This is a genomic window from Piscirickettsia litoralis (genome assembly GCF_001720395.1).
GTDB lineage: Bacteria > Pseudomonadota > Gammaproteobacteria > Piscirickettsiales > Piscirickettsiaceae > Piscirickettsia > Piscirickettsia litoralis.
This window is the reverse complement of sequence record NZ_MDTU01000001.1, coordinates 433,306-445,784: the sequence shown is the minus strand read 5'-3', so window position 1 is coordinate 445,784 and position 12,479 is coordinate 433,306. Positions and strand designations below refer to the sequence as shown.

The window sequence follows — 12,479 nt, the reverse complement described above, 5'->3', positions numbered from 1 at the left end:
TTGATTGATCTTTGGGTGGGAAAATACTGTTTGAGCGGATTATTAATTTCAAAAAATGAAAGAATAGGAGGGGGGATGGAACAAAAGGGCCGAACATTTAAGAAAGGATTCAAACTGTATGACTTGGCCATTTTTGCTCTTCAACTATTTCTAATGATGTAGGCAGTAAGGCCAACTTTATAAGGGTATTACTTATTTATTTTAAGATGGCTCTAAGTTTGATTGTTCCTTCAATTGCTTTTAAGTGTTTGAGGATTTTTTCGGTAGCGGGTGGTTCAATATCAAGCAGTACAGCACCGATCGCTTGGAAAGTTTCCAGGCTTTGGCCGGCGACATTGATATTATGTTCAGCTAGAACATGGTTGATTTGACCGAGCATACCTGGAATATTTTTATGAATATGCAGGATACGCTGGGCTTTAGGGTGCGGAGAAAGTTGGAGTAATGGGAAGTTGACTGAGCCTTGAGTATGACCATAGCGGGCAAACTGGATAAATTTAGAAGCGACCTCTGTGCCGATATTTAATTGAGCTTCTTCTGTTGATCCGCCAATATGTGGGGTAAGAATCACATTGTTTAAGCGTTGTAGTGGTGAATCAAATGGCTGGTCATTGCTTTTTGGTTCTGTAGGAAAAACATCAAGAGCAGCACCTTTTAGCTCTTTTGCTTTTAAAGCAGCAGCTAAGGCGTCGATATCGACCACATGGCCGCGACTGGCATTGATTAAAATAGCGTCGGGTTTCATTTGGCCGAGTTCATGTTCAGCGATTAAGTATTTGGTTGCTTCGCTTTCTGGTACGTGCAGAGAAACAATATCAGCAGATTGCAATAATGCTGCCAGACTAGGAACTTGTTTAGCATTACCTAAAGGCAGTTTAGCTAACGTATCGTAATAGATGACATTCATGCCGAGAGATTCGGCGAGTACTGAAACTTGTGAGCCAATATGGCCATAACCAATAATCCCTAGTGATTTGCCTCGTATTTCATGACAACCTGCAGCAGCTTTTAGCCATTCGCCTTGGTGAGCAGCATGGCTTTTTGGGAAAATTTGTCGAAGTAGCATAATAGATAGGCCAATAACAAGTTCTGCAACTGAGCGTGTATTTGCGTGGGGAGCATTGAAAACGGGGATGCCGGATTCTGTTGCAAAGGGCAAATTAACTTGATTAGTACCGATGCAAAAGCAACCGATGCCTTTAAGGTTTGGTGCATTTTTGAGTACAGTTTCGTTAATTTGAGTGCGAGAGCGAATGCCGACTAGGTCAATTTTTTTCTCTTTGAGAGTGTTAATTAACTCGGCCTCTGAAAGAGCCGTAGGAAGGCAGTTAATATTCTTAAAACCGAAATCATGCAGCGTTTTATGCGCGCTATCATGAATACCTTCGAGAAAAAGAACGTTTAAATCTTCAGGACGTTTACACTCCATACAATAACTCCAACTGTTGTTTTATATCTTCGGGTTGGTAGGCTTTATACTCTGTTGTTGTAATGATATTAGGCCGCTCGATATGTTGGCAATAAGCAATAAAATTTTGAGCTATACCTGATTGGAAAAGTTGAAAGTCAGTATAGCCATCGCCAATAATTGTCACAGGCTTTTTCCAGGCAGATAAACAAGATTTGGCTCCTGTAACTTTATCTGTTGCAAAACCATTGGTATTATTGGGCTGGATTTTTTGGTTGTGCCATTTGATTTCAACTGCTTTGATATGGCTTTTATTGATATTTAGTTGCTCGGCAATAGGCAAGATGAATGGAATTAGGCCGCCACTGACGATCCAGATATCAAAGTAGTTTTGCGCCCAGCTAATTAATTTGGGTATATTCGGCGTAATATGGCAAATTAACTGAGTCGTCGCAAAGTGGTTTAGTGCTTCTGATGTTGTGTCCAGTAGTGCGAGACGTTTCGCAAGAGACTCTGTAAAGCTGATTTTGCCGGACATGCCGAGGTGAGTGATTCGTTCTATTTGCTTGTAGACTGTTGGATCGTTTTGATTGGTCTTAAAGAAAAGATCTAAACTTTCACAGCTGATCAATGTGCTATCAAAGTCGAAAAGTAACGTGCCATGAGTTGTCATTGTGAGCGTTAACTTTCTTAATATATATTATGTAGAATAAGGGTATTATACGGGTGTTGCCAAAAATGGCGAGTTATTTTTAGCGTGATCTAAGAAGGGAAGTTGGCGGACCGGACGGGACTCGAACCCGCGACCTCCTGCGTGACAGGCAAGCATTCTAACCAACTGAACTACCGGTCCTAGTTTGGAGCGGGAAACGAGACTCGAACTCGCGACCCCAACCTTGGCAAGGTTGTGCTCTACCAACTGAGCTATTCCCGCGCAACTGGAAACGAATTATACGTGATTTTTTCCTAGCGTCAAGAGCTTTTTTCTTCTTTTTTCATCGAAGATTCAAAGAGCTGCTGCAAAGGCTGGTTTAGTGTGGTTTTTGACTGCTTGGCAAGACTTGTAAGTTTGTCGTCTATAGCTTGAATCCCTGTTTTTTCATTGTGGCTCATTTGAGTTTGGAAAAGCCGGTAAAGCTCTAATAAGCTTAAATGGCTTAGCGGCTGGGTAATGATATAGCTTTCATCATTGAGTTGGGCGATATAACTTTGGTTTTCTAGGAGGATAATTGTATCTGTGAGGTCTTTTAGAGGGATGCTTGAAAGATGTTTTTGTAACTGTTTGATAGAAAGCCCTTGACCCCGCTCTTGCTGCTCTAGGAATAGCTGGTATAAGAGCCGTAGGCTCAGGTTAAAAGGAGAGAGAGAGGGACTTATCTGCCGACCTTGTTGAAAGCGTAAGCCGTTGACGATTTGAGCACCAAGTAAGAAGATCAACCAAGACCAGTAGACCCAAATCAGAAAGATTGGCAATATGGCAAGGGTGCCGTAGATCATTTTATAAACCGCCATATGGTCAGTGACATACCAGGCAAAGGCAAGTTTGGCTGCTTCTATGCAAATGGACGCGAAAACCGCACCGATTAAGGCGTGAATAAACTTGACACGGCAATAAGGGATCGCCATATATAAAAACGTCAGTGTGGCGACTGAGCTTAAGAAAGGTAGGGTCAGCCAGAGTAATTGCGCACCGTGGGTGATGACCGAAGGGTCATGAAAAAACTTTAACGTCAAGATACTCGAAGCCGCAGTGAGGCTGATGCCGAGAACAATTGGTCCCAACGTCAATAAGGCCCAATATAACAAGAGTGAGTGCATCAGTGGGCGGCGATTTTTTAATCCCCCAAATATCGTTTAAGGCGCTCTCTATGTTCATAAACAGTAAGATAGCCATAAATAATAAAAAGAAGATTGATTTTACAGGGATTTGTGTCGATTGTTTTTGAAAGCTTGAAATATAACCTTGTAAAATACTGCTTGCTGATGGCACAAAGTTGTTCAGAATAAATTCTTGTAATTTCAGGCTGGCTTCTTGAAAGGCCGGGATTGACATTAGTATGGCAAAAAGCACAATCATGAGTGGGCCTAAGGTTAATAAACTCGTGAAAGTGAGTGCAGCAGCGCGATAAACACAGCCTGTCTGTTTGAAGGAACGGCAGAGCCAGAGGATAAATGACCATGTTTGTTGCATGTGGTGATAGAGCTTTTGAGTGATAGTGTGCATTTTTCCTCATTATTATAGAAAGCTTAAAGCAAGTTGATGGGTCGTCCTAATTATTATTGTATATACCATAATACTAAAGTTTAGTTTCTGCTACGGTATCTTGCTTTTACTCGGTCGTAGTATTTTGCAAACCAGGAGCACTGAGCCTAAAGCGCGGTTTGGCTCAATTTTCGTGCAAATCTAAGCTGGCTGTGCGATTTGATCAAATAATCTTTGAGGGTCTATTCAGTCACTCTCGATAGTGCACTTAACTATTTAATTTGGTGAAGGCTATGTGTATGTTTTAGATCATTTGGTTTGCAAATTTTTTCAGAGCCTTAATTCGTTCATGCGATGCTGCGACTAATTTAGTAATCAATTCAATTGCCTCAAGAGTGACATGCAGATGAGGATTGTAAGCCTCATTGCGAAATATTTACCTGATGATATCCTGCAAATAACTGTAAGCCAGAAGTATAGAGTTAGAGAAAGCATAGCTAATGAGTGTAAGTCGTCTAAACATGTTTTTGCTAGATATCATGTGGGATTCCAGGGGGGCAGGAGGAATAAAAGGATATATCATTCACTGGGGTTCGAAGCTATGTAAGCATTGTAATGGTGCTGGGTTTGGTCGGGCCGGATAAAGAAAGCTCGGAGTTTGTAGGCATTTATAAAATGTCGTTTAGTCAGAAGCAGAAGAAACGTTATGACCCAATCTATGCTACATTGAGAGATTCAACATTAGCCATTAAACTCATTAAGGAACTGAATCTATGAAGGATAAACTAAATAGGTTATTAATCTCTTTAAAAAATTGAAGCTACAGATCTAGTTGAATCGAAAAGCAGCGAAATTAAGGAGGAGGTTGCAGTTTTAGTTAGCAAAATTAGTCCGATTAAGTCTTCGATTGATCCTCAAATACAAATTAACAAATTATCTTTGCTAGCGTTATCGAGCCAATTAATGGGTTATCAAGGCTTTGATTGGCGTGAAAGTGAAGTTAGAGAAAATCTATGCCAAAATTTAAATGGATGTGTTAATAGCCTAGATGAGTATGAAAAAACGCATGCTCCAAGAGTCTTAGATAATTGGAACAGCGATACAGTTGTCGTTCACCACCCTCAAGTAAAGAGTTATACGAGTGAGTCTATTGGCCTGCATAGATTCGAACCAGGCTATGAAGCGATAGAAAAAGCTGAGGTGACACCATTTTTTAACTTAGCAAGCAAAAAATTAACTGAGGTAGTAGATGATAGTGAATTTGAACTTGTTTAGAGTTAGGTCGAAAATTATTTTTTATGAAGGTTTATTTTTCTTAAAAAGAACATAAATCTCCACCATAGGCTTTTCTCATTCCTTTGAATCCTACGTTTGATTTTGTATTTTTAACCAGCTCTGGCTGGTTTTTTATGCCTCAAAATTTATAGGAAATTATATAAGGTGCGCAGGATTTAGTCTTTAATTTCAGTGGTTTTTTTAGATTGTTCGCTCATCGCATGGATTCTGTCAATACATAACTCTTTGGCTTGTTTGCCAAGTTTTTCGCAGCCCAGCAGCTCTTTTTCCTGATTTTTGTTAAGAGGGAATGGATTATAACTCTGGAAGAGCAAAACTATGAAATAAATAGCAACACAACCAATTGTAACTATAAGAGGGGTTCTGATTTTTGAAAGCATAAAACTAGTTATCCTTCTTACTTGTTGTTCTTAGTAATACCTTCGCACAGCCACTCTCAGAAGTATAGATAAAAGTTAACGTTATTAAGAAAAAATATGATTGCTAATAACCATACTTTAAAATGACTTGGTCTGCTTGGGTAACCCTCCCTGAAAATACCTAAGCGAAACTAAAGGGAAGTTTGCGGCAATCGATTTTATTGTGTATTCGCATTGCTCTGAGTTCGCTGATGTTATAACGCATTATTTTTGTGTAGCAATTAACTTGAACAATGCAATGACCGTAGGCTTGATCGGGCTGTCTGGTTATATGGGTGCAAATTCTATGCAGCTCATCTTAAACATTATAAAAGGCTACTTTGCTTACAAATAGGAAAATAGATGACAGCTTTATTTATTAACATTCTGATTCAAGACGAAAAAACTGGTCTTTTACGTGGGTAATTCTTAAGATTTTATCACTAAGGTCGCCTCTTCGGCGGCTTAGGGTGACGATGGTGTCCTGGGCGCTTTTTGTTAAAAGAGGAATCAGGCGTTCCTTTAAAACAGTTTAATATGTATGGGAATGTTGAGGTGATATAATAGCCATAAATACCATTGACTGTCATGCCGTTACATTCATCTAAGTCACCTGAGCCTTTAACATAGACATAATCATCCCGAAACATACCATCATACTTTCCACCAGGATTTCCTGAACCGCTGGGACGTGTCCCCGCGCGCAATTGATAACTTGATTTAACGGCACGGATTTTTCCATGATCATCAATAAGTGAGCCAAAGATTGGAAAGCCGTCAGCGGCAAAACCGATCACCGGCGAGGCAGTATTGCTTTGCACTGAAAATAGTGCGTTGGGTGTTGCGTGGTAATGGTAAGTTCCATCGGGCTGTGCATGAGCATTATGAGTATCTGTTGTGATCATACTAAAGATATAAACAGGATCATAACGCCAGGGCTGACTCATATTATTGCAGCCAATGCGTCCATCGCCAACACCATAACACCCTGCTGCTAGAAGGTCGACTTTAACGCCATTTAAGAAAATCGCATTATCTCGACGTAATGAAATTGGTGTCGTGTGTGTTGCGAATGTTGGAGATTGAGTAATTTGATAAGTTTGATGTTGGGAAGTTACATCGTTTGGGAAGCTTTTTTTGCCATCATTATAAGTATGGTTAGGGATTGCATTACTGGTAAAAATGCATTTATTGCCCGCAGTAATAATTGTTAAATAAGACTGATATTGCTGATGATTATGATGATCTTTGGCGGTTGCATGGTATTGCCCAACATAGTCTGCACAATGATCACTACGTTTAGTGAGTATTGCATTTGTGATGTCTTTACCTGTATTCGAAGTCACTTGATAAGGTGTAGTTTTTGATCGGTATGGTGGTGAGGCACAAGCAATAAGAGAAACAGAAATTAAACTGAGAGTTCCTATGACTATTAAGTTATTCATATTTTAGCAATCATCCTCAATTTTTACTCCAGTGTATCGGCAAAATTTAATCCCGCCTACTCTAATTACGAAAATTTAACTCAAAATCATTATGCAGACTGTAATATTTAGTTGTTACAGGTAACCCTATGAAACAAAAGTAAAATATTACATAGGGTGAGTTTTATACTTTCATTGGACTTTACGTGCATTTGAAAAGTGGTTCGAAGGTGGTTGTGAGTTAGAAGAAATATTTGGTCGTCTTATCTCTTACAGTGGCAGAAATAAGGCTGGAAAAAAATTAGTTATCTACTTAACTAATAAATATGGAGCCATATTAAGCTTAGGCCGTTTTAGGGGTAAAAAAATGTCAGGGAAAGGGTACCCTTTATCTAAATCTTTATTGCCATTATTCATTACTTTATTCAGCATGGACTTACCTTCGTTTGCAAGCACAAGTCAAAGTGAACGATTAGATATTTTAGAGCAAAAAGTTGATGAACTTAGTAGTGCTTCTGAGGGAGAAAGTTGGGCAGATAAAGTTAGTTTTAATGGTTTTGCAACTGTTATGGCTGGGAAAGCGAGCAATGATGCTGATTATGCTGGTTTTACAGAAGAAACTAGCGTCAATAATGGTAGCTTGGTTGCTTTACAGTGGAATTTCGATTTGACTGAGAATATGCAAGCGGTTGCTCAGTTGGTGGCTCGAGGAGATAGTACAAATAACTGGAAACCTGAGTTCGAATGGGCTTATTTAAGTTATATGTTTGAGAATGGATTTAAAGTCAAAGCCGGTAAATATAGAATTCCTCTTTTTATGTACTCGGACTATTTGGATGTTAGTTATGCTCAACCATGGATTCGTCCTCCTGTTGAGGTTTATGGAGGAGTGCCCACAAACTCAATTTCTGGGCTTGATATGACATATGATATAGAGTTTGAGGAATCAAATTTATCCTTTCAGCCATTTTTGGGGACGAATGATACGGTTAGGAATGTTTGGGGTCTTGCTGCAGCATATACTATGGATGATTGGACCTTTAGAGGAGTATTTGCTCAAGGGAAAATGGGGCCAAGTTTAACTTCAGCAGTACAAGGTGCAATATCTGTTTATCCTTCTGTGACAGGCCTAACAGGGCAGCTTTTTTGGGCTTGGCGTGAAATATGATTCTGATTTTGTTTTTGTCTCAGAAGTCACGAAAATTACCGTTGACACAGGCTTACTCGCAGATACCATTTCAGGTTATGTGACACTAGGTTATCGCTTAGGTGACTTTATGCCATATATTAATTATGCGAGAACAGAGTCTACAGATGATGATGATAGAAAAAGTATCAACGCTAATCCTCTTGTAAATGCAGCAATTCAAGCGTATAGCGATAGACAACGTAACGCCTACAGCTTGGGACTAAAATACAATCTAAACTCATTTGTTGCGATTAAAGCGGATGTAACTTATTTGGATGATTTTGGGGATACAACCGGTGGCTTAAATGGAAATTTAGCTCAAAAATTATCTGGTGGTACATTAGAGGAAAATGACACCGTGTATTCAATTGCTTTAAATGCAATTTTTTAATGAGGAGTTTAGACGTGAAAAAAATAGTTGCTTCGATATTAATTACATTAACAACATTAACTTCTTATGTTCATGCTAAAATTGTTGTCATTGCTAATCCGGCAGGACCAGATAAATTAACTAAAGCACAAGTTAAAAAAATATACTTAGGAAAATCAAAGAAATTAGGAGGAAAGAAGGTTGAGGCAATTAACCTGAAATCTGGTCAGGAAACAAGAAATCAATTTTTGTCTGGGGTTGTTGGTAAAAATGCTAACCAATATAAGTCTTACTGGGCGAGAAGGGTTTTTACCGGTAAGGGAAAACCTCCGAAAGAAGTAGGATCTGAAAGTGCTGTAGTTAGTTATGTTGCGTCACACAAAAATGCAATTGGATTTGTGGATGAAAGTAAGGTTACAAGTAAAGTGAAAATTGTTTACAGGTAATCACTATAAAAGGGCTGAAGTTTAAACTTGCCTACTATTTAGAGCAGAATATAAAGTTAGTTTGAAGTTAGCATAATTGTATTACTTTATACGTTCTCTGCTTTAACCAGCTAAAATTAATAAAGAGTCATTTATTTTTTATTAGCTGATTTTTAAGGTCGAAATATGATACTTAGTTTGAAGATATCTCATAAGATAGCAATTAGTGCTCTGATTTCTATTGTTATTTTTGCTATATTTTTATTGATGAATGGGTTAAGTATCAAAGAAAATAAATGTAAAACTTTTAAACTTAGAGTTAAAGCAATACCCAGTTTTAGACGCAGCAACTGTGTCTATAGGGGTAGTTTCACAAATCGAAGAAAGTATTCGCACTGCTGTTATTATTTCGGAAGAAGATCAGCTTGATCTAGCCGATAAAAAATTTAAACTACTGAGAGTTCAGCTAGATAAGATAAAGGCTATTTTGCCAGAAAAAAAGAAAACCATTGAATCTATAGAAAAGCTGTCAAAAGAATACTTTGAAGTCTCTAAAACAGTGGCAATTAAAATGATAGAAGGGAGCGAAGAACTAGATAAAATTACTCCCCTTGCCCAAAAAGCCAATGCTATTCTTGCGACTTTAAAGCAAGCATTACTAACATTTAAACGAGATAGTGAAAAACAGTTTAAAAATGTGATTTCTGATTCGCAAGCAAGTGCTGAAGCAACTTTATTACAAGGGGTGCTATTGGGGATAATTACATTAATAATTGTCATATGTGTCAGCATATTTGTGATTAGGTCAATTACATCAAGCATTGGCAAAGTAACGGACTCTTTACGTGAAATTGCTGAAGGAGACGGAGACCTTACGCAATTAATTGAGTATAAGGGAAAAGATGAAATTGGAAATCTTGTTTATTGGTTTAATATCTTCATTGCTAAAATTCAAGCAAATATTGCAGATACTGTTGCAAGTATTGGGACATTAACAGAAGTATCTGAACGCTTAACTCAATGCAGTAATAACTCGAGCGATTGTGTGGAGTCTCAAGAAAAATCCATCGTAAAAGCAACAGCATCAACAAATTCACTTATCGAGAGCATAAAAACAGTTGCAGCAACAACAGCAGAAACATCCAAAAAAGCACAAGAAGCGAACGATATGGTCCAACGGGGGCATAATGAAGTAAATAATACAAAGGAATCAATTGCTGATGTTTCTGAGCAAGTTGATAATACAGCCAAGATGTTGGATAAGCTTGAAAAGGATACTGATAATGTTGATCAGATCTTAGAAACTATAAAAAGTATAGCTGAACAGACAAACTTACTTGCCTTAAATGCTGCAATTGAGGCTGCCCGAGCAGGAGAACAAGGTAGAGGTTTTGCTGTGGTTGCTGATGAGGTGAGGACACTTGCATCAAGAACGCAGGTGTCTACGACAGAAATTCAAAACTTAACTGAGGAGCTACAAAGTGCTGCAAAATCATCTGTGTCAACTATGAATAAAGCGATTGAGAAAGCAAAGGAAGGAGTTGATAAATCACTAAAAGCGAGTGATTTACTAAAAGATGTCTCTGAACAAGTAAACATTATATGTTCATCCAATCAGCAAATAGCCAAGACAACAGAAATTCAAGTTAATAGTTCAAAAGAGATTCAGCAGTATATTAAGGATATCAACGAAAAATCTGAGAATGTTAATCATGACATGATTGACTTGAAGAGGGTTGTAGATAGTATAAATTCAATATCTGACCAATTAAGAAGTAACACTAGTCAATTTAAGATTTGATTTTGTGTTTTATCGATATTATTTAATGAATATCTAATTTATAACAGCGATCAAATTGTTTTATGATCGAATATAAATTACTTGTGGAATATAATCAAGTAGGCTCTGGGCAATTGTTTTTTAGGCTAAATTTTTATCTTTTATTGCAAAGGAGTGCTACTTTAGGTCGTATTGACTTCTAAAACAAGCTATCATTTATATATAGGGCTATCACTCTGAAGGACTATGATTTGAATTTAGATCAGGAAGATTTACCTTATTTTAGGGATGAATGTAATGACTTGATCAGTGAGCTTATTCAAGCAGTAGATCGACTTGCTGAAAGTCCGCAAGATGCTGATATTGTTAACTCGTTGTTTCGGGCAATGCACACTCTCAAAGGCAATGCTAAAATTGCTGGCTCAATTGAGTTAGAACATCTTTGTGATGCCATCGAAGATGTTTTAGAGGTGTTTCGTAAAGGTCGAGTCAAACCTGATCAAAAGCTTTTGCAGCTTGCTAACTTATCGATAGATGCACTGAAAAAGATGCTTGATGAACTCTATAATCTCAAAGAAGCTGAGCCGGCAAACCCGAAACTAATCGCAGCATTAAAATTTGTTGCTAAAAAGTAATTCGCTGCTCTTGCATGTGCAAAGTTAACATATATGATCTTGATATGCTCTGAGACAATAAAGTCTTGGTGTGTACTAGAAAAGACCTATTTTTATTTGATTAAATTATTATTGTCCATATTTACATATGGCTTGTATCTTTTTTATATTGAAATATTTATCAGAACTTAATAATTTTATGGTTGAATAAACGCCAGATAGCTTTAATGTATATTTTGATCTAAAGCTGCAAATTTCTTCGTACTTGCCAATTATATTTATATTGGTTTTTGTGGTATCTTTGTCTTTGCTTAGCATATTTTTTTATATGATTAGAGAAAACTATGCAAAAAAATTGATGTTTCTGGAATGTTAGAAAATATTAGCAATAGCCTTTTATCTTCTGAAGGTTTTACTCGGTTATATGAAAGTTCATTACAGTACTCACAGCCAATTAAGAATTTAATTGATAGAGTTTTGATTAACTATGAAGTTGTTAATTTTACTTTTGTTAGAGTTTATGATGATGAGAGTGCATCCGTGATAACCTTAGATCGGATGATGGTTTATAAGTTATTTAGATCTGTTGTTGAAGGAAATGATCCACTTTTATGTTATGGCCATATATTACCTATTTATGATCGTGTTGATATTTATCCTAATGACGTTCAAGGAAAAATTTTTCAAGAAATGGGGTGGGACGTGGATGGCCTACAGTCTGTGACTTTGGAGTATGATTTAGGTGTATATAAAGATACATTTACGTTTTTAATAAAATATAGTGACAATGGAAAAAGGTCATTATTATTGTCATACCATGTTCTTCATAACTTAGTCATTTATTTTTATCAGATTTTTCCTATGGTGTTTGAATATAAGTTCTATTATGGGAAATATAAAAGTTATTCTAGTGCTGGTTTTGAGCAAGCAACGGTAGATAGATTTACACCATTTGACTACTTAGAAAAAAATGTTAGGATTGACAAAAGGTCAAATCAAATATTGCAAATTTATTGCGTTGGGGCTAGATGCGAAAAAAAACTAGCGGTAGCTTTGAATCGTTCTGTGCGCACTGTTGAAAATAATATTGAGAGAATTAAAAATGATCTTTTATTAAGTTCTAAGAAGGAGGTAGAAATGTATTTGCAAATTTATTATTTAGAGCAAGTTCAATTATTTCTTTCTAAAAATTAATTTATCGCTTTGTTGGGTTATTTATAAGTTGTTAATTTTAATTGATCTTGTTTTTCAAGTCGTTTGTTATAGTTAGTATGAAAGTCTAGTTCCCTTAATTTCAAGTGCTGTCTCGTTCGTAAGTAGATGAAGCGATAGAGTCAAAAATAATGCTCTCTTAGGGTATTTAATCGGCTTG

At 37.1% G+C, this 12,479-nt stretch carries 12 protein-coding genes, 2 tRNA genes and 1 pseudogene; 8 read left to right on the top strand and 7 right to left on the bottom strand.

Annotated features, from left to right (window positions below):
* Positions 1 to 196: 196 nt before the first annotated feature.
* The 5 genes and pseudogenes from serA to BGC07_RS02075 all read right to left on the bottom strand — a co-directional run bounded on the left by serA (position 197) and on the right by BGC07_RS02075 (position 3,599).
* Complete coding sequence (gene serA, locus BGC07_RS02095) at positions 197 to 1,429, bottom strand: phosphoglycerate dehydrogenase (RefSeq protein ID WP_069311771.1); 1,233 nt, start codon at positions 1,427 to 1,429, stop codon at positions 197 to 199.
* Positions 1,419 to 2,081: an HAD-IB family phosphatase gene (locus BGC07_RS02090; protein ID WP_069311770.1), complete on the bottom strand. Its 663-nt coding sequence runs from the start codon at positions 2,079 to 2,081 to the stop codon at positions 1,419 to 1,421. Before BGC07_RS02090 ends, serA begins: the two co-directional genes overlap by 11 nt.
* 103 nt (positions 2,082 to 2,184) lie before the next feature.
* Positions 2,185 to 2,261 (bottom strand) — tRNA-Asp (locus tag BGC07_RS02085).
* Between the two features lie 5 nt (positions 2,262 to 2,266).
* A tRNA-Gly gene (locus BGC07_RS02080) sits at positions 2,267 to 2,342 on the bottom strand.
* A gap of 38 nt (positions 2,343 to 2,380) precedes the next feature.
* A pseudogene (locus BGC07_RS02075) lies at positions 2,381 to 3,599 on the bottom strand (YihY family inner membrane protein).
* A 951-nt stretch (positions 3,600 to 4,550) separates the two neighbouring features.
* Here BGC07_RS02075 and BGC07_RS02065 point away from each other — a divergent pair.
* A complete protein-coding gene (locus BGC07_RS02065; protein ID WP_139121585.1) occupies positions 4,551 to 4,886 on the top strand; it encodes a hypothetical protein in 336 nt (111 codons plus the stop codon).
* Positions 4,887 to 5,062: 176 nt separating this feature from the next.
* Here BGC07_RS02065 and BGC07_RS02060 read toward each other — a convergent pair whose 3' ends face one another.
* The gene (locus BGC07_RS02060) at positions 5,063 to 5,287 is read right to left on the bottom strand and encodes a hypothetical protein (protein ID WP_069311767.1); all 225 of its coding nucleotides are present in this window, start codon (positions 5,285 to 5,287) and stop codon (positions 5,063 to 5,065) included.
* 190 nt (positions 5,288 to 5,477) lie between these two features.
* Here BGC07_RS02060 and BGC07_RS23780 point away from each other — a divergent pair, with 190 nt between their 5' ends.
* Entirely contained in the window at positions 5,478 to 5,660 is a 183-nt protein-coding gene (locus BGC07_RS23780; protein WP_139121731.1) for a phage holin family protein, read from the top strand.
* A gap of 88 nt (positions 5,661 to 5,748) precedes the next feature.
* Here the strand turns inward: BGC07_RS23780 and BGC07_RS02055 are convergent, their stop codons facing one another.
* Entirely contained in the window at positions 5,749 to 6,750 is a 1,002-nt protein-coding gene (locus BGC07_RS02055; RefSeq protein ID WP_069311766.1) for a YHYH protein, read from the bottom strand.
* Between the two features lie 346 nt (positions 6,751 to 7,096).
* On the opposite strand from BGC07_RS02055, the gene BGC07_RS02050 reads away from it, so the two are divergent.
* The 6 genes from BGC07_RS02050 (at position 7,097) to BGC07_RS02025 (ending at position 12,301) form a co-directional block, all read left to right on the top strand.
* Positions 7,097 to 7,897, top strand: coding sequence for a hypothetical protein (locus BGC07_RS02050; protein WP_069311765.1), 801 nt, complete (start codon positions 7,097 to 7,099; stop codon positions 7,895 to 7,897).
* Positions 7,887 to 8,309 carry a hypothetical protein gene (locus BGC07_RS02045; protein ID WP_069311764.1) on the top strand — a complete coding sequence of 141 codons (423 nt, stop codon included), beginning with the start codon at positions 7,887 to 7,889 and terminating at the stop codon, positions 8,307 to 8,309. The genes BGC07_RS02050 and BGC07_RS02045 overlap by 11 nt, the downstream gene beginning before the upstream one ends.
* 14 nt (positions 8,310 to 8,323) lie before the next feature.
* Positions 8,324 to 8,734: a hypothetical protein gene (locus BGC07_RS02040; protein WP_201258095.1), complete on the top strand. Its 411-nt coding sequence runs from the start codon at positions 8,324 to 8,326 to the stop codon at positions 8,732 to 8,734.
* A gap of 331 nt (positions 8,735 to 9,065) precedes the next feature.
* Positions 9,066 to 10,514, top strand: a complete 1,449-nt coding sequence (locus BGC07_RS02035) for a methyl-accepting chemotaxis protein (protein WP_077216704.1) — start codon at positions 9,066 to 9,068, stop codon at positions 10,512 to 10,514.
* 230 nt (positions 10,515 to 10,744) lie between these two features.
* Entirely contained in the window at positions 10,745 to 11,128 is a 384-nt protein-coding gene (locus BGC07_RS02030) for an Hpt domain-containing protein (protein ID WP_069311762.1), read from the top strand.
* Between the two features lie 348 nt (positions 11,129 to 11,476).
* Positions 11,477 to 12,301, top strand: coding sequence for a hypothetical protein (locus BGC07_RS02025; RefSeq protein WP_069311761.1), 825 nt, complete (start codon positions 11,477 to 11,479; stop codon positions 12,299 to 12,301).
* Positions 12,302 to 12,479 lie beyond the last annotated feature (178 nt).

Excerpts from the sequence above, each read along its gene's own strand:
- serA (WP_069311771.1), bottom strand. The coding sequence starts at position 1,429 with ATGGAGTGTAAACGTCCTGAAGATTTAAACGTTCTTTTTCTCGAAGGT.
- BGC07_RS02090 (WP_069311770.1), bottom strand. The coding sequence starts at position 2,081 with ATGACAACTCATGGCACGTTACTTTTCGACTTTGATAGCACATTGATC.
- BGC07_RS02060 (WP_069311767.1), bottom strand. The coding sequence starts at position 5,287 with ATGCTTTCAAAAATCAGAACCCCTCTTATAGTTACAATTGGTTGTGTT.
- BGC07_RS02055 (WP_069311766.1), bottom strand. The coding sequence starts at position 6,750 with ATGAATAACTTAATAGTCATAGGAACTCTCAGTTTAATTTCTGTTTCT.
- BGC07_RS02050 (WP_069311765.1), top strand. The coding sequence starts at position 7,097 with ATGTCAGGGAAAGGGTACCCTTTATCTAAATCTTTATTGCCATTATTC.
- BGC07_RS02025 (WP_069311761.1), top strand. The coding sequence starts at position 11,477 with ATGTTAGAAAATATTAGCAATAGCCTTTTATCTTCTGAAGGTTTTACT.